Source organism: Actinomycetes bacterium, from assembly GCA_022599915.1.
GTDB lineage: Bacteria > Actinomycetota > Actinomycetes > S36-B12.
Window position 1 is genome coordinate 1 of record JAHZLH010000009.1, and the last position, 16,405, is coordinate 16,405.

Annotated in this window: 15 protein-coding genes; 9 read left to right on the top strand and 6 right to left on the bottom strand. The window is 60.4% G+C overall.

Annotated features, from left to right (window positions below; translation table 11 throughout):
- A partial coding sequence (locus K0U62_01845; GenBank protein ID MCH9800259.1) for an LPXTG cell wall anchor domain-containing protein occupies positions 1-125 on the top strand: 125 nt, incomplete at its 5' end.
- 28 nt (positions 126-153) lie between these two features.
- Here K0U62_01845 and K0U62_01850 read toward each other — a convergent pair.
- A complete protein-coding gene (locus K0U62_01850) occupies positions 154-1,914 on the bottom strand; it encodes a DUF4012 domain-containing protein (protein ID MCH9800260.1) in 1,761 nt (586 codons plus the stop codon).
- An 87-nt stretch (positions 1,915-2,001) separates the two neighbouring features.
- Complete coding sequence (locus tag K0U62_01855; protein MCH9800261.1) at positions 2,002-2,781, bottom strand: carbon-nitrogen family hydrolase; 780 nt, start codon at positions 2,779-2,781, stop codon at positions 2,002-2,004.
- Positions 2,782-2,849: 68 nt separating this feature from the next.
- On the opposite strand from K0U62_01855, the gene K0U62_01860 reads away from it, so the two are divergent.
- From K0U62_01860 to K0U62_01870, 3 genes are all read left to right on the top strand, one after another.
- On the top strand, positions 2,850-4,385 hold the full coding sequence (locus K0U62_01860) for an MFS transporter (GenBank protein ID MCH9800262.1): 1,536 nt from the start codon (positions 2,850-2,852) through the stop codon (positions 4,383-4,385).
- 65 nt (positions 4,386-4,450) lie between these two features.
- The gene (gene galE, locus K0U62_01865) at positions 4,451-5,413 is read left to right on the top strand and encodes a UDP-glucose 4-epimerase GalE (GenBank protein MCH9800263.1); all 963 of its coding nucleotides are present in this window, start codon (positions 4,451-4,453) and stop codon (positions 5,411-5,413) included.
- Positions 5,410-6,234: a DUF2127 domain-containing protein gene (locus tag K0U62_01870; GenBank protein ID MCH9800264.1), complete on the top strand. Its 825-nt coding sequence runs from the start codon at positions 5,410-5,412 to the stop codon at positions 6,232-6,234. Before galE ends, K0U62_01870 begins: the two co-directional genes overlap by 4 nt.
- Here the strand turns inward: K0U62_01870 and cydC are convergent.
- The 3 genes from cydC to lhgO form a co-directional block, all read right to left on the bottom strand.
- On the bottom strand, positions 6,231-7,913 hold the full coding sequence (gene cydC / locus K0U62_01875; GenBank protein ID MCH9800265.1) for a thiol reductant ABC exporter subunit CydC: 1,683 nt from the start codon (positions 7,911-7,913) through the stop codon (positions 6,231-6,233). The two genes, K0U62_01870 and cydC, sit on opposite strands and share 4 nt — an antisense overlap.
- Positions 7,910-9,664 carry a thiol reductant ABC exporter subunit CydD gene (gene cydD, locus K0U62_01880; protein MCH9800266.1) on the bottom strand — a complete coding sequence of 585 codons (1,755 nt, stop codon included), beginning with the start codon at positions 9,662-9,664 and terminating at the stop codon, positions 7,910-7,912. Before cydD ends, cydC begins: the two co-directional genes overlap by 4 nt.
- Before the next feature lie 110 nt (positions 9,665-9,774).
- Entirely contained in the window at positions 9,775-10,983 is a 1,209-nt protein-coding gene (lhgO, locus tag K0U62_01885; protein MCH9800267.1) for an L-2-hydroxyglutarate oxidase, read from the bottom strand.
- Positions 10,984-11,090: 107 nt separating this feature from the next.
- Between lhgO and ppk2 the strand changes: the two genes are divergently transcribed.
- From ppk2 to K0U62_01910, 5 genes are all read left to right on the top strand, one after another.
- Positions 11,091-11,942 (top strand): polyphosphate kinase 2, encoded by an 852-nt coding sequence (gene ppk2, locus K0U62_01890; GenBank protein ID MCH9800268.1) that lies wholly within the window; start codon positions 11,091-11,093, stop codon positions 11,940-11,942.
- Between the two features lie 179 nt (positions 11,943-12,121).
- Complete coding sequence (locus tag K0U62_01895) at positions 12,122-12,832, top strand: glycosyltransferase family 2 protein (protein ID MCH9800269.1); 711 nt, start codon at positions 12,122-12,124, stop codon at positions 12,830-12,832.
- A 1-nt stretch (position 12,833) separates the two neighbouring features.
- A complete protein-coding gene (locus K0U62_01900; GenBank protein MCH9800270.1) occupies positions 12,834-13,190 on the top strand; it encodes a DUF2304 domain-containing protein in 357 nt (118 codons plus the stop codon).
- Between the two features lie 100 nt (positions 13,191-13,290).
- Positions 13,291-13,848 carry a hypothetical protein gene (locus K0U62_01905; protein ID MCH9800271.1) on the top strand — a complete coding sequence of 186 codons (558 nt, stop codon included), beginning with the start codon at positions 13,291-13,293 and terminating at the stop codon, positions 13,846-13,848.
- Positions 13,849-14,057: 209 nt separating this feature from the next.
- Complete coding sequence (locus K0U62_01910; GenBank protein ID MCH9800272.1) at positions 14,058-14,939, top strand: hypothetical protein; 882 nt, start codon at positions 14,058-14,060, stop codon at positions 14,937-14,939.
- A 25-nt stretch (positions 14,940-14,964) separates the two neighbouring features.
- On the opposite strand, the gene K0U62_01915 is transcribed toward K0U62_01910, so the two are convergent.
- On the bottom strand, positions 14,965-16,392 hold the full coding sequence (locus tag K0U62_01915; GenBank protein ID MCH9800273.1) for a glycosyltransferase: 1,428 nt from the start codon (positions 16,390-16,392) through the stop codon (positions 14,965-14,967).
- Positions 16,393-16,405: the final 13 nt, after the last annotated feature.

A 16,405-nucleotide genomic window follows, 5' to 3' on the forward strand; every position in this document is an offset into this window, starting at 1 on the left:
CAACGACCGGCGGAACTCTCGCCCAAACGGGATCCGACGCCACCACACTAGGACTGCTCGCAGGCCTCGCCGCTATCGGCGCCGGCACCGGCATCCTGGTCGCGTCACGCCGTCGCACCAACTAAAACGCACCCAACCCAGAAGCTTCCTGAGTCAGCAGTTCACTTCGGTCAGGGTGACTCCGATCGGATTCACCATCGGTTGGCGAGAGAACTGGATTGGGAGGTCGGAAGTTCTCGGCTCTTCAAACTCCACGGTGAAGGATTTCGTCTCGCCGCGGTTCAGGTCCAGTGGTACTGCCCACACCGGATGACTTCGGTCTCGGCCCTGCTTGATGAGGGTCTGTTGACCATCTACCTCGGCTGATTGCAGGGCCGAGCCGACCGGCGCATAGAGCGCAACCCCCACTCGGGTGCTTCCCGGCGGGTTCTCCAGAAGTTTGCGACTACCGGCATCGACGTAGGGCGCAATATCGTCCGGCGCCCGATTAGTCACCGTGGCCGTAATCCGTGACGTGGCACCTGGGGTTAAGCAACGTCCGGCAGACTCAAAGCTTACGTCGACTTCAAGGTAGGGCGCCATTTTGTCCCCAGCGTTGTCGTTAATGGCTGCTGATGCCCACGGGCCAATAGTGTTCGGTACCGCGCTGCCGATAGTGCTAGCCGCAAGCACGCGTTGCTCGCGGGGAACCTCACTGTAAATCTTGATGTTGCCGGTGCGGGCCGGCTCAACGATCGCTTCGGCCAACGCCACCAGATCCAGTTCGGAACCAAAGAACTCTGAGACCACCTGATCGATGAACGCCAAGGTCACGCGGTCTTTACGCTCCACATTAAGAAAGTCCTCGTAAATCTGACGAGTGAAATAGTCAGCAGCGTTCGAGGCCTCGATGGTGATGCCAGCCACAGTGACTGGCCCAACTACTTCGAGCAGCGCAGCGACTGCCTCCGCATCCAGTGACAGCACATACTCCGCAGTCCCGCCGGAATTCTCACTCGATCTCAGCGCTAGTCGACCGGCATACGGGAAATGACGATCAAGATTCCACCCGTAGCTGTATGCCAGATCAGAGCCCCACAATCTGCGAGTATCGGCGGGAATACCAGCGAGGGACACTCTCTCCTTGTCAATGGCGTTGGTGGTCTGCGCTGTGCCGGGTGATAGTTTGCCTCTGCTAGCCGTTACCGAAGTAAATGAAGTAATCAGCCCTCCGGTGCCCCGTTGCTCCGCGAGATTCTCGAACACCACCAGCCAAGTCGCGGACTCACCAAATCCCAACATGCCAGGAAGTACATGCGTACCGGCGTTTGCAGCAGCTACCCCCTCAACAGCCGCCAGGAAGTCTGTCGCTACAGCCTGAACCGGACCCGGCAGCCCCACGGCTACCGCTGTTTCGACCGCTTGCGCCGGAACTACCGTCGCATCGGCAGCAGCCTGAGTCACCGGTTGCAGCTGGCGCAGCGAGCCCGCCGCCGCCAACCCGTCACTATCAACCTGCTGTACGACCTCCCCGATCACCTGCTCATATCCCTCGGTAGCTGCCAGCACACCATTCGCACCTGTGGCAATACTTGCTGCAGCCCCAACCGAACGCCCCACTAGCGGAAGATCGGCGACCTGCGACCACGGCGAGGAGTTCAGGCGCACATCGAGGTCGGCAGTGCTGGACTGCAACTGCTCCAGCGCCGACACGATTGCCGCGGCATCACCAGATTTCATTGCGGAGACAAGCGTGTTGCTCTGCGACCTCACATCGTTCGCGGTTTTCGCAGCAAGGGCGCCGGTAATGACCAGCCACACCAGCAGTAGCGCGAGAACGGCTAATACTCCCCAGATGGCGCCCTTCACCAACGAACCCCGCCGCGCTTTCGGAGCGTCACCCACTGCCGAATCAGTGTGAGGATCAAACGTCACTCGAACAGTTTGACATCAGCTGGCTAACTTAGTGGCACTCGAAAACGCTCGACGGCATCCCCGCCACGAACATTAGTTAGCCAGCTGCTAACCGAAGCGTCGATCAGCTAAGACCGGAAAAGCTGACCGAAGCTCTTCGACGCTGTCCGGATCCAGTTCTGCAGTGATCACTTCTTCATCAGCTGACCCTGCTTCAGCGAGCACCTCCCCCGAGGCGGCAACTATCACCGAGTGACCACCCATCTCCACACCGGCGTGGCGGCCCACCGCGTTGCAACCAACCAGCACGGCTTGATTCTCTACCGCTCGGGCGCGGCACAGCAGTCGCCAGTGCTCAATCCGTGGCGCGGGCCAGCCAGATGGAACTAAGAAGGCAGTCGCACCGGCTGAACCCTGAATTCGATAGAGCTCCGGAAATCTAAGGTCGTAGCAGGTGGATAGCCCGGTCGTACCCAGTGGCGTCGCCACAGTCGTGATTCGATCTCCTGGCACGACCGCGGCTGCTTCGCCTTCATCGAAGCCAAACAGGTGCACTTTGCGGTAGTGGGCAGCCAGATTGCCATCAGGATCAAATACCAAGCTGGTGTTGGAGACCCCGCCCTCGTGAAGTTCCGGTATTGAACCGGCATGCAGCCAGAAACCTCCCTGCTTCGCCAGTTCACTCATGCGTTGCGCAAAATCTCCGTCACGCGCCTGCGCGTTACCCATGAAGAGGTGGGCGTTGAACGCTCCAACGGTCCACATCTCTGGCAGAACTACCAGATCAGCGCTGTCGGTGAGTTCGGCGACCTGTTCAGTCACCCGATCTAATCGAAGTTGGGGAGATTCTCGATCCTCAATCGACACCTGCACGGCCGCAATACGCACCATGCCCACACCCTAGACCGCCACCATCTGATCGCGCCGACTCCACCCCATTCCGGTAGCGTCGTGAAATGCCAGAAGCCATGGATCCCGATTCCGTCAAACCCTCCGCTGGCACCTCGCAACTCGGAGCGCAGCAGAGTTCCGCTTCCGGGCACACCCTAGTTTTTTCTAGCAGGGCAGGCCGTTCCCTCATGGGTGCTGCGATCGTCGCCAGCGGGATTGGCTTTCTCGATAGCACCGTGGTGAATGTGGCTCTGCCCGCTATCCAGTCGGATTTGGGCGGCGGTCTGGCGACCATGCAATGGGTGCTGGACTCCTACCTACTTACGCTCGGGGCGCTGGTTTTGGTAGGTGGAGCGCTTGGGGATCTGCTAGGCCGCAAGCGCGTATTCATGTGGGGAATCGTTAGCTTCGCGATCTCATCACTCCTGTGCGGCATCGCCCCAACGGCCACGACGCTAGTCGCTGCTCGAGGTATTCAGGGAATAGCTGCCGCACTCATGATTCCTGGATCGCTAGCGCTGTTGTCTTCGTTATTTACCGACAAGGACCGCGGTCGGGCCATTGGATTGTGGTCAGGACTGTCGGGCATCGTGACTGCCCTCGGGCCTTTTGTCGGCGGCACGTTAGTTGATTCCTCCCCGTCTGGCTGGCGTTGGGTCTTCCTCATCAACTTGCCGCTGGCCGCGCTAGCGCTCGTCCTCTGCCGACCGATTCCTGCCGTACCGGGGCTAAGGAAGCCCGGCCCACTGCGCGCGCAGGTCGATTTCCTCGGTGCCGGTATGACTGTTCTCGGGTTGGGTCTCATCGTTGGCCCTTTGATCGAGGTCGAGCGGCTCGGCTGGAGTGTCGCTGCCCTTTTGGTGGTGGTGGGAATCGCGCTGCTCATCGGTTTCTGGTTCGTGGAACGCGCACGCGAGGTGAGTCAGTCACCGCCGGCGATGATGCCACCTAGTTTGTGGCGGTTCCGCTCATTTTCCGTGGCGAATCTGGTGACTTTCGTCGTGTACGGCGCGCTGGGTGCTTTGCTCTTGCTGTTCACCATCGGACTTCAAATTGGTTTGGGCTGGTCAGCGCTGGCCGCCGGCGCTGCGGGTTTGCCCATCACAATTGTGCTGGCGCTGCTCTCAGCCAAGATTGGTGGCCTGCTACCGAAGTTGGGTTCTCGCCTGCTCCTGACCATCGGCAGCCTGCTGATGGCCGTCGGCATGGTCATGCTTTCCCTACTACCCGCTGATGGCACTTACTGGGTGGACGTCTTCCCCGGCATCACCGTATTCGCCCTCGGTCTGGCTTTCATCGTGGCCCCCATCACCACGACCGCGCTCGGCGATATTCCGGTCGACAGCAGCGGTGTCGGATCCGGGGTCAACAACGCGCTAGCCAGGATTGCCGGCCTAGTGGCAGTGGCGGTCATCCCGCTGCTGGCTGGGCTCTCGCATTCCAGTGATCTCACCGGTGCGGCAGTGTTGCCGGGCTACCAGCGTGCGGTATTGCTCTGCGCGGCGCTGTGCCTGGTGGGAGCAGCGATCTCATGGTTCGGCTTTACTGCCGACACCGGGAAAGTCACCGCCGATCAAGCAGAGCAACCCACTGAAAACTAGCGTTCTCTCGTTGGGTTGCGGCGGTTTGCACCAACTACGTAGAACCCTTGACTAGGGTGATTGTCATGACCTGGCTACTCACCGGCGGCGCCGGCTACATCGGCTGCCACGTACTTCGATCGCTCCGGGCGTCCGGTCGCGACGTCGTCGTCATCGATGATCTCTCTACTGGCATCCGGGAGCGGGTTCCCGGTGAGGTGCCGCTAGTGACCGGCTCGATCCTTGATCAGGAACTTCTCGAACAAACGATGCGAGATCACAACGTCTCGGGGGTCGTACATCTTGCCGCCAAGAAGGCTGTCGGCGAGTCGGTTGAGCGCCCGCTGTGGTACTACCAGGAGAACGTTGGCGGGATGCAATCGCTGCTGCAGGCTATGGGCAACTGCGGCGTTGGCGGGATGGTCTACTCCTCATCGGCTGCGGTCTACGGCGAACCTGACACCAGCCCAGTCCTCGAGGACGGCCCTACCGAGCCGATCTCGCCCTATGGCGAGACCAAACTGATCGGTGAATGGTTAACGCGCGACGTCGCGGAAAACTACGGAATCTCGTGGACCGCATTGCGCTATTTCAACGTAGCGGGTGCTGGATCACCTGATCTCGGGGATCCCTCAGTCGCCAATTTGATTCCGATTGTCTTGCGGGCAATCCGGCAAAATGAGAAGTGCAACGTGTTCGGTGACGACTACACCACCGCAGACGGGACTTGCATACGCGACTACATCCATGTGGCTGATTTAGCCGATGCTCACACTGCAGCAGCTGTGCTGGTGGAAACGCAACAAGTCGGTTTACCCATCAATATCGGGACCGGTGCGGGTTCCAGCGTGCTGGACGTGCTCAACTCGATCGGCCGGGTACTCGGTCAGGAAGTTGCCTACCAAGTGACCGAACGACGAGCCGGGGACCCGCCGAGTTTGGTGGCAGCTGTCGATCGTGCCACCGAATTCCTCAACTGGCGATCAGAATATTCGCTGGACGACATGACGTCTTCGGCCGCTCGGGCCGCTGGCTTTCCGTTGCCATGAAGGTAGTGCCCCGCCGATGGCGGTTGGGCGCACTGTGGTGTGCGACAAGTGGACATGTTGCCCCGGGAGCAAGCGTCGCAGGAATCGGGCCAACTGATCACGAACTGGCACTACCACTGACCGACGGCACCCGGCTGTGTCGTTGCCTACGGTGTGATGACTGGATCTGCATTGCCGATCCCGAACATCCGGAAACTGACACACTCCCACCGCCGAGCGAACTCCCCACCCCACAACGCGGTAAGGCTCTCGAGGAGACCGTGGTAATCCGCGGGATCGCAGTGATCCGCGGCCTGCACTTTGTGTTTTTCACGTTGCTGGCCATCGGAATTGTGGTCATCGAGTGGGGGTTACCGGGCCTTCGGGACGAAGCCTCCCAACTCTTGCAGGCAGCAGGTGAAATCGCGGCTGGCTCTCGCCCTGGCAACTCGCTGCTGGTATCCGGCTTGAATGAGTTGAGCAACTTGGATGCCAGCCGTGCCTGGCTGCTACTCGCAGTCGCGGTTGGCTACGCGGTGCTGGAGGGAACTGAAGCGGTCTTCCTGTGGCGCGGAGCGCGCTGGGCGGAATACCTGACGGTCATCGCCACCGCAGGGCTTCTCCCGCTGGCCATCCGAGCGCTCACCGAACAGGTCACCGTAATGCGCTTGTTCGGCCTATTTCTCGATTTGGCGATTCTGGCCTATCTGGTGTGGACGAAGCGGCTGTTCGGGGTCCGCGGCGGCACCCCGGCGCTCGAGAGATCCCTCACCGCTGACACCGACTGGGAGAAGCTGCATACGACTGCCCCCGTACTCCCAAACTCCCAACCCCGTCACTAGATGCGAATCACGTGATCACATCGCCCAACGTCATCCTCTCGGTGGCTGATCACCAATAGTGCACGGTCACGACAGTGCCTCAGCAAAGTCGTCATCACTAGCTCAGCGTTTTCATCATCGAGGTACTCGGTGGGCTCATCGGCGATAACCACCGGGAAGTCAGCGATGAGGACTCGCGCTAGCCCGATCCGCTGCCGCTGCCCCCCGGAGATTGCTCGGCCAAACCGTCCCACCGGCGTATTTACGCCCTTGGGGAGCCCCGCTAGCCACTCGCCGAGACCGATGTCGGTCAGTACTTCCATGATCTCCTCGTCGCTGGCGTCACGGCGAGCTAGCCGTACGTTTTCGGCAATGGAGGTGTCGAAGAGGTGTGGCTGCTGCTCGGCCAACCCAATGATTCGTCGCACCTCCTCGCCAGCAAGACTTGCCAGGTTCATGCCAGCAAAATCTCTCTGCCCAGTGGCAGGGGCTAGGCGGGTAAGCGCCGCAGCTACTGTGGATTTGCCGCTCCCGCTCGGGCCGGTCAAAGCAACCGGTGCCCCTGGTACCAGGCAGAGATCTAACGGCCCCACCAGCCATTGACCGGGTTGCCAGCCAGCGCGTAACCCCGTGATCTGTAACGGGGCGCCGCCAGCCAAAGTCGCGGATACCGCAGTTGTCCGGTCGGCGCTGGCAGGCGGGTCAGGTACTAGGTCCGGTGAATCCAACACCGCCACCACTCGCCGAGCAGACTCACGCACTCGAGCCAACGTGATCACCGCTGCCGGCAGAACCTGAACCGCTTCGTAGGCGACTAGCGGAACCAGCACCACCATCGCGAGGTTGAGGCCATCCAACTGACCACTTGTCACCGCCTGGGTACCAAAGATGACGGCAGCAATGATGGCCGCTCCCTGCGCCAGAACTCCGAGTGCAGATCCCAATCCTTGTGACTTGGCTGCTTTCGCCGCCGCGTCGGTCAATTCCCGATCGGTCGCTGCTATCCGATCGATGAACCGGCGCTGCTGACCTAGGGCGGTAATCTCAGCGGCCCCATCCACCAGCGTGACCGTCTCAGACGTCAGTCGAGCCATCGCCGGCGCCACCCGTTCCTGACTACGGTCCAACGTCTTAAGGGTGATGAACGGCACCACCACCGCGCCGACCAGCAGCGCGAGCGCGAGCGCAACCGCAGCGGCCGGTACGAACAGGCTGATCAAGACGACTGCGCCAACACTTACCGCCGCGGCAATGAGATAGGGAAGCGCCACCCGCAAATACAGATCAACGACGGAGTCGACGTCAGCTACCAGCCGATTCAGGAGGTCCCCCGACCGATACGCGCCACTGCCCGCGGGGGCGACAATGGCTAGTCGATCGTAGACGGCGAGTCGCAAATCGGTTAGTGATCGGAAAGCCGCGTCGTGGCCGGTGAGCCGCTCCGCGTATCGAAAGACACCACGGCCAATGCCGAAGGCCCGCACCGAGACGATCGCCACTCCGAGGTGCAAGATGGGGGGCTGCTGTGATGCCTTGGAAATCAGGAAGGCACTGGCTGCTATCAACCCCACCGAACTGCCAATCGCTAGGGCTCCCAGACAGCCTGCCAGCAACAGCCGCGGCCATACCGGGCCCGCGCTGCGCAGGACCCGAATCACGGGAGCACTGAGCAAGCGACCCTCCTGAGCAGTTGAGTTCACGACGGCAACCCCGGAAGTGGGATGGTCGATGGTCGCTCCACGCCCTTGTCGGGTTCGGCGCCAGTGGGCAACTCACCTGCCGGCTGCAGTCTGACGACTTGATCGGCTACCGCCACCAACGCCGGCCGGTGGGCAACTACGAGCACGATACGCCCAGCACTGCGCAACTCCTTGATAGCGGTCACTACCTGCTGCTCAGTCTCGGAATCCAAAGCAGCCGACGGTTCATCCAGCAGTACTAGCGGAGCTTCCCGCAACAGCACCCGTGCCAGCCCCACCCGACGTAACTGCCCCGCCGATATCCCCAATCCGCCCTCAGCGACAGGTTGCTCAAGGAGCGCTGCCGACAGTCCGGCTGATTCGGCGGCGGCGACAATGCGCGCCTGCTGAACCTCGGGATCCCCCAAGGCGATGTTGTCTCTGATCGTCCCCGCGATGATCAGTGGCTCTTGCGGCAGCCAGGCCACCTGCTGCAGCCAGGACTGTGGATCAATCTGATCCAAGGCGATGCTCTCCGAATCGTTACCGAGATCGCTAACTCGTGTCGTACTTCTGGCTCTTGCCGATTCGATGCGAATAGTGCCAGCCGATGGCTTTAGGAACCCCAAGAGGGTCTGAACCAGCGTCGACTTTCCCGCACCCGAGGGCCCCAAGACGGCGGTGATCTGGCCAGCTATCAGGGTGCAACTCGCCCCCTGCAACGCCAACACTTCGCGTCCGGGGTAGTTCGCGTTGACTCCCGCAACAGTAACGGTTTCCGGCTGCGGCGCCGGCTGACTTCCCGCAGGCGACCCCGGCTCACTATCCAGGATATCCAACAACGCTGCGGCAGCACCGATCCCCTCCGCAGCAGCGTGATACTGCGCCCCCACCATGCGCAGCGGCAGGTAGGCCTCCGGCGCCAAGATCAGGACGAAGAGTGCGGTCTGCAATTCCATGCTGCCGCCGACCAGCCGCAGTCCGATGGATACCGCAACGATGGCAACGCTCAGGGTGGCGAGGAGTTCTAGGACTAACGAACTGAGGAAGGAGACCCGCAGCACCCGCATCGTCGCTCGTCGATACCGCTCGCCGACATCACGAATGGTTGTTGCCTGGGCCCGAGCACGATCGAAAATTTTCAGCGTCGGCAGCCCCGCCACGACATCCAAGAAGTAGCCCGCCAGAACTGCCAGCGCCCGCCATTGCCGATCCACCCGATTCCTGGTGTACCAGCCCACCAGAATCATGAAGATTGGAATGAGTGGCAAGGTCAGCGCGATGATCACTGCGGCCAGGACATCTTGGGTCACCACCACCACGCCAATGATGATCGGGACGACTACGGACAGCAGTAACTGCGGCAGATAGCGAGCAAAGTAGGCATCTAGGGCGTCGATGCCCCGCCCGGTGAGTTGCGCCAGTTCCCCCGTAGATCGATCCTGCAGGGCCAATGGTCCCAACTCGACCGCGTGATCCAGCACTGCCATGCGCAACTGACTTTTTGCCCGAGCTGACGTCCTAGCTGCCGCCCACTCCTGCAGATAGGACAACAACGCCCGACCAGCGATAACGACCGCCAGCAAGACCGTCTGATCGCCAATTTCGGCGAGCTCAGCGCCCCGCTGAAAGACCGAGGTGATGATGCTTGCGAGCAGGGCTGCCTGGATGACAATCAAGACCGCGGTCAGCGCCCCGAGTATCACCGACACCACGAGGTAGGAGCGCGTAACGTCAGCCCACTTCAGTAGTCTCGGATCCAGCGGACGCATCAGCAGACCTCAGTCATCCTTTGATCGCTGTTGGGTCACGGGATTACCGACGAACACGTCGGAACTCTACTAGCAGCCAGTCTCGGGCGCCCCGTGGTAACCGTGAACAGTCAGCCAACGCGAGCAACTAGACCATCAACGACGTGCTCAGCGAAGGCCAGTGAGCTCGTCCACGCTGGTGACACTGCATTCAGTACGTGAGTTGATTTCTCATCACCGCGAACAACGAAATCCATTTCCAGTGCCCCGGTACTCCGATGCGCCAGTTGCGCTCGAATCCCCGGTTTGCCGCGTTCAGTGAAATCCTGCGGTCGGATGCTGGGAACGAGTTCGGCAGCCTCGCGAGCAAGGACCCGATGTGAGTATTTGCGCGGCTCACTGCGCACAAGTTGCCAGGACTCATGGGCGTCGCTGCTTAGGAACTTCGCCAGACCGCGAGCGGCACCCGGCACTTCCTTCCTTTTGAAGCCAGCCAGATGCTGGTAGTTCTCGCGCCAGAGAGCAGGAATCGCAGTGGGCCCGATCTTGGTCCTTCCAGCGACGGTCACGGTGGCATGAACACCCAGAAATGGATTGCGGGGATCAGGCACCGGATAGACGTGGCGCTGGAGTCGGCCCGGCTCCCAGTTGCCGTAGCGATAAACACCTTTGAACGGCAGCATCACATAGTCATCACACATGCCGAAGTCACGAGCCACCACATCGGCATAAAGACCAGCACAGTTGACGATATGACCCGCAGACCAGACCCGATCAGAAGTGACAACCACTCCAGGCTTCGTTCGCGCGACCGGTACCCCCAGATGAATCTCCCCACCACGCCGCAGGAGATCCCGGGCCACCGCCATCACTACCGCCACTGGATCCGCAACGGCGGTCGTGGGCGAAAACAAGGCGCGCTCGCAGGTTCGTGCGAGGGGTTCCAACTCGGCCAGTTCGGCTGCTGTCACCATCTCCAGCGGCACATCGTTGGCTGCTCCGCGCTTGGCCAGTTCATCCAGCCTGGCTAGTTCCGCCGGCGATCGCGTCACCACCACCTTGCCGCAACGGCGGATCGTCACCGCATGTTCATCACAGAACTCGTGCAGCAGTTGATTTCCCCGGCGAGTGAGCTCGGCCTTCAACGAGTCGGGCGAATAGTAGAAGCCAGCGTGCAGCACTCCCGAGTTACGCCCGGAGGCATGCTCCGCGAGTTGCTTTTCCTTGTCGAGCACGACCACTCGAGCCGCTGGGAAACGCATGGTCAACTCACGTGCGATCGTGAGACCCACAATTCCCGCCCCAATGACGACAAAGTCAGCCGTCGCGGTCGTAAGCATTGCTGTCATTCCCCGCGGTTACCTTTCGCAACTGATGAGCAGAATCTGCGGCATTCCCCCAACATATCGCCGCGCATCGATCTCAACACAAGATTAGCCTCAGCCGCATGAGCAAGAAGAACAAGAAGGCTCCTAAGACCACTGTCAAGCACAGGATGAATAAGAAGGTCTACGAGAAGGAGCTCCTTCGTCTGCAGGCCGAACTTGTCGAAATGCAGGAATGGGTGAAGACCACCGGTGCTCGGCTGGTCATTATCTTCGAGGGTCGTGACGCCGCCGGCAAAGGCGGAACCATCAAACGAGTCTCGCAGTATCTGAACCCCAGAGTGGCTCGCGTAGTTGCCCTACCAGCACCCACCGAGCGAGAAAAGACGCAGTGGTACTTCCAGCGCTACATCTCCCACCTGCCAGCAGCTGGCGAGATCGTGATGCTCGACCGCTCGTGGTACAACCGAGCTGGCGTTGAGCGGGTCATGGGATTCTGCACTCCAGATGAGTACAGCCGATTCCTCCACCAAGCCCCGATCTTCGAACGTATGCTGCATGAGGACGGCATTCTGCTGCGCAAGTACTGGTTCAGTGTCTCCGACGAGGAGCAGGAGACTCGATTCCGCTCCCGGCTATACGACCCGATGCGGCGCTGGAAATTGTCACCCATGGATTTGGAATCCATCACTCGCTGGGAGGACTACTCGATGGCGAAGGACGCCATGATGGTGCATACCGATGTCAGTCCCGCCCATTGGTATGTGGTGGAGAGTGACGACAAACGTCGGGCACGCATCAACTGCATTAACCACTTGTTGTCGACTGTGCCATATTCCAAAATCCCCCCGCCATCGATCGAACTTCCGCATCGACCAGCATCCACCGGCTACGTCCGACCCCCGAAAGACACCCAAAACCACGTCCCAGATCACTCACGAGCAGTCGAGGACGCGGCAGGCCTTAAGACCTAACGTGTCGGGTTCTTGCGGGCGCTGACGAGTGGAGCTGATCGGGCAAGACCAGATTTCATTGCTACTGCTCTCGTACCTCACACAGGTCGAGCGAAGTCTTCCTGCTCTAGTTGGCACACCCCTTCACCCCAATGCGGCACAATGCAGTTGTGCGACAAACCGGTAGCAGGGGGTCGGCGATGGCCCAAGAGCCACAAGCGGAACACGCGGACCACGCAGACCGCTACGCCGACGTACTAGTGATCGTTCCCGCCTTCAACGAGGCAACGGCGATTGGGGCCGTGGTGGCTGATCTGCGCAGGCAGTTCCCAAACGTTCTGGTCATTGACGACGGCTCCACCGACGACACCAGCCAAGTCGCGAAAGAAACGGGCGCTCATGTGGCTCGTCACCTAGTCAACATTGGCCAAGGCGGTGCGTTGGATACCGGATTCCAAGTGGCGGCCAGGATGCCGCGCTTTTCCTGGGTGGTCACCTTTGATGCGGATGGGCAGCACCGTGTCAGCGATGCTGCGGCGATGGTCGACGCCGGCCGCGAGCAAGGCGTTGACATTGTTTTGGGAACTCGATTCGGTGACGGTTCCTCCAACGCTTCCACATTGAAGCGAGCCATCCTGCGGGCTGGCACCCGCTACACCCGTTGGACCACCGGCCTAGCAGTAACCGATACCCACAATGGCTTGCGGGCACTCACTACTGATCTCGCCAAACGCATCGAGTTCGAGGATCGGGGGATGGGTCATGCATCCGACATCCTCGACTTTATCGCCCATCACGATGTCTCGTGGATCGAGGTACCGATCCATATTGAATACACCGACTACTCCAAGGCCAAGGGGCAATCGATGACCAATGCCGTGAACATTCTGTTTGATCGGTGGTTGCGCTGATATGGCCGCCTGGATATTCGTCGCTGCAGTGGTACTAGGCGTCGTTATTGTGTGGCGCCTCGGTAGTTCAACTAAGGGACGGGCTTCCAAACGCCTTGTTCTCATCGGCTTCGCCGCGCTTGTTGTGGTCACGATCGTCAATCCGGAAATCACCACTCGAGCGGCTTCCTGGCTAGGTGTTGGCCGGGGGGCCGACCTAGTCTTCTATCTGACTGCGATTGGGCTCATGTTGCTGGCGGCTCTGACGTATATCAGTCACCGCCGGACCGAAAATAGGATCGCAGAAATCGTCTCAGCGCAGGCGGCAGATCGTGCTGTTGCGACTTGGGAAGCAACCGACCGTTCGGACCCCGGGTAGCGAAGGCGTTAGCTACCGGAAAAAATTGGTTTCTACTGAGATTCCGTGACACTCTCGAGGCATGCATCGGGGAAATCAGCGCGGAACTACAACCATCGCAATGACCGCACCGCGGTCCGCCGTGCTTCTCATCGGGATGGTTGCTGCCACACTGCTCCTATCCGCAGGGGCGTTGTTCAACGCCGCTGCGGCAGGTGCCGAACCAACCACTATCCGGGCCAAAACCAACTGGCAGACGATGTTCAACGTCGAACGCATGTGTAAGAAGGTAGATGCCTGCACCTCGGCCAAGGTCAGCAAACGCGGTATCCGGATGAACGGCCAGCAATCGATGTCGGGGATTCCCGTCAACTTCACCGTGGTGGTCGTTAACACGGGCCCGTCGGTCGATGGAGTCCAGCCGGTGGTCGCCAAAGTCCGAACAAGTTTCGGAAAAGTTCGTATCCCGATGCAGTTAAGCGTCAAGGCGAACAGGGGCCGCCAGGCACTCGTGGCAGATGTGGGCCAGGCAACCGCAACTGGCCTAGTGGCCAATGTTGCTGGCGACCAACTCGACGAGATGTCGAATCAGTCCTACCGGCTCACCAAGAAAAAAGCCACGAAGCTGCTGGCCAGTCTCTCGTCAGGTTCACCTGGGCAGTACCCCAGCTTCCGCTAATCCCCACATACTGTCGTCGGTGGACGCGGGCAGGTTGACAATAGGTATCGCTGGGGCGGATAAGTACCCTATGTCAGCGCCGTATACCGTTAGTCACAGGGAGCAAAAATGTGAGCCTAAGCGTACGGCTATCCACAGAACCCCGGAAGTCGCTACTATTTCTGTGGTTTAACTTGTGGATAGGTACATCCGCTTAGTAAGGAGTCCCAGTGAGAGCAGGCGTGCTCGCGGTGGCCGCTATCGGTCTCGTGATCGTTGCACTCACCATGCCCGCCTCCGCCTTCAACTCCGGAACCGACGCCGCTAACTATTTCGGTTCCATGAGCCAGGACATTGACGATCACCGCATCACCCTCGGGGCTCGTGGCATCGCCTTCGAAACATCAGGTGACTTCGCCCCCCGACTTCCGGAAGATGACTTCGACGATCAAATGCTGAAACTCGTGGGCAACCTGCGGGTGAGTCAGGGTCTGCAGCCCGCCAAGGAATACGAACCCCTCCGCGTTCAAGCCGCGATGTGGTCTAACCGGATGGCGGACGCCGGACCAGGTCAGTACCTGACCGATTCCTGGTACCCAGAAGACACCGCAGTTGTCTGCCGGCAGCTCGACCAGGTGTTCTCGATTTCCTCCGCGGCCAAGAACAGCACCCCACAATCCGCGCTCAAATACTGGCTGGAATCGCATCCGGCCGCCGCCGCACGGTTGACCATGCCCGATCCGGTCTTTCTGGGTTCAGCGACGGTGGTGCAAGGAAACACCTACTGGACGACGCTACGCATCGCCCAGGGAGCTTGCCCGGGCGACCCTCGGCTCCCCTCCGATACCCCAGCAGAAATCCCCGCGCCTGACCTAGCCGCAACGGCACACCCGCTAGGTATCCAACTCCTCGTTGCTGGTGCCTCTCCTAGCCAACTCAGCTATCAGGTCCAGCAGCTCAACGGCGAGCATTGGGATTTGTCGCGCAAGGGCTACACCGAGGTGGGTCGTACCGCGATTATCAGTCACCTGCCAGCTGGGACGTACCGAGTAGTCATTCCCGCTCAAGCAGGTCGCGGGACGGGGATCAGCCCCAACCTCATCTTGGAATGATCTGTCGCCGATCGGGCGTGTCGATTCATGGCTCCCGCTTGCGAGTCATCGCAGACTGCACCACGGCATTCCACTGATCCAGCGAACTGTCCGGCAAGAACTGACTGACGACGCGCTGTCGCGCTGCCGTGCCTAACCGACTACGCAGTTCCCCGTCGGCTAACAGTCGATTTACCGCCGCGCCAAACGCGGTCAGGTCAGTAGCATCGGCAATCAGCAACCCAGATGTGTCATTCACTATTTGGTCAGCGATCCCGCCAACGGCCGCTGCAACCACCGGCTTCCCCTTGAACATTGCTTCCGTGACGGTCAGCCCGAAACCCTCCGCCAAACTCTTCTGCACCACAACGGTTGCGTGTCGCTGCAGGGCGTTTACAACTGCGCCATTTTGCTCCGGGTCGGTCATTGGCAAACTAATCAGATGAACCCGCTCACGTATTTTCGCTGGTAGTTGTCGCCAAAGCGCGACACAGTCCGCCAAAACCTGCTGACCTTCTGGATCATCACTGACTGCGGCAACCGATGGCCCCACCAGCATGAGGTGGGCATCGCTATTCGGTGCGATCTGCTCGGCAAATGCACGCATGACGCCGGCCATGTCTTTGAGCGGATCCCAGCGGGACACCTGCAGCACAATCGGCACCTCTGACCCCGGCGCCTCGCCAGAGCGCTGAATCTCGGCAACGAGATCGAACGGGGAGGATTGCCCACTTGCACGGGTAAATGCGGCTCCCGGCTCGGCAGCACCATGCAGGATGCCGGCAGTAACCAGCGCACCCACAACATCGGACTCCGCAAGCTCCTGGTTCTTCGCGGCCAGCGGATCGATAGCGGGCTTGATGATCTGTAGTTGATCCGCTGGCACCCAATCGGGCACATAGGACTCACGAGTGAATACGTACCCATCGACGTACCCCTCGAGCATCGGGCGGAGGAAGTTCCAAACCTCCCGGGTGTAGTCGTTGTGGTGATCGACCCCCACGTGGCATCGCCAAATCACTGGAAACCCTGCCTCGTGGAGAATCCGTGCAATTCCTACCGGTTGCGGATCATGCAGGATCACCACGTCGCCGGGACGAATCCGCTCGAGTAGCGCCGCAGCCTCGCGCTCGGCGACAGTGTGGAACTGGCTCAGCTCGACCTCGCCCAGCGATCCACTATCCCCACGATTGCCGTGGAGCCGATTGTGGATGCGCTTCGTCGTGACGAAGAACTCTGGATCCGCCTCCATGACGTACCAAGGCGCTGGCACGCCTAGTCCTAGGCATAGCGGCAACAGCACGTGCAGCATCTCCGAGACACCACCGCCGCTGGCGGTCGAGTTGACATTAATGATGTCGTGTCCGGTGAGCCGCACCCGCATCATCGGAGCAACATCTTCGATCAGGCGAAATACTCGAGCGGGCGGTATCACGACCGCAAGGTCGGCGAGAGCTCGCGGCTGCAACTGCACCTGAAACATCCCC

What these genes read in the sequence shown, in the direction of transcription:
- K0U62_01860 (MCH9800262.1), top strand. Translation starts at nt 2,850, where the DNA reads ATGCCAGAAGCCATGGATCCCGATTCCGTCAAACCCTCCGCTGGCACC.
- galE (MCH9800263.1), top strand. Translation starts at nt 4,451, where the DNA reads ATGACCTGGCTACTCACCGGCGGCGCCGGCTACATCGGCTGCCACGTA.
- K0U62_01870 (MCH9800264.1), top strand. Translation starts at nt 5,410, where the DNA reads ATGAAGGTAGTGCCCCGCCGATGGCGGTTGGGCGCACTGTGGTGTGCG.
- cydD (MCH9800266.1), bottom strand. Translation starts at nt 9,664, where the DNA reads ATGCGTCCGCTGGATCCGAGACTACTGAAGTGGGCTGACGTTACGCGC.
- lhgO (MCH9800267.1), bottom strand. Translation starts at nt 10,983, where the DNA reads ATGCTTACGACCGCGACGGCTGACTTTGTCGTCATTGGGGCGGGAATT.
- ppk2 (MCH9800268.1), top strand. Translation starts at nt 11,091, where the DNA reads ATGAGCAAGAAGAACAAGAAGGCTCCTAAGACCACTGTCAAGCACAGG.
- K0U62_01895 (MCH9800269.1), top strand. Translation starts at nt 12,122, where the DNA reads ATGGCCCAAGAGCCACAAGCGGAACACGCGGACCACGCAGACCGCTAC.
- K0U62_01900 (MCH9800270.1), top strand. Translation starts at nt 12,834, where the DNA reads ATGGCCGCCTGGATATTCGTCGCTGCAGTGGTACTAGGCGTCGTTATT.
- K0U62_01905 (MCH9800271.1), top strand. Translation starts at nt 13,291, where the DNA reads ATGACCGCACCGCGGTCCGCCGTGCTTCTCATCGGGATGGTTGCTGCC.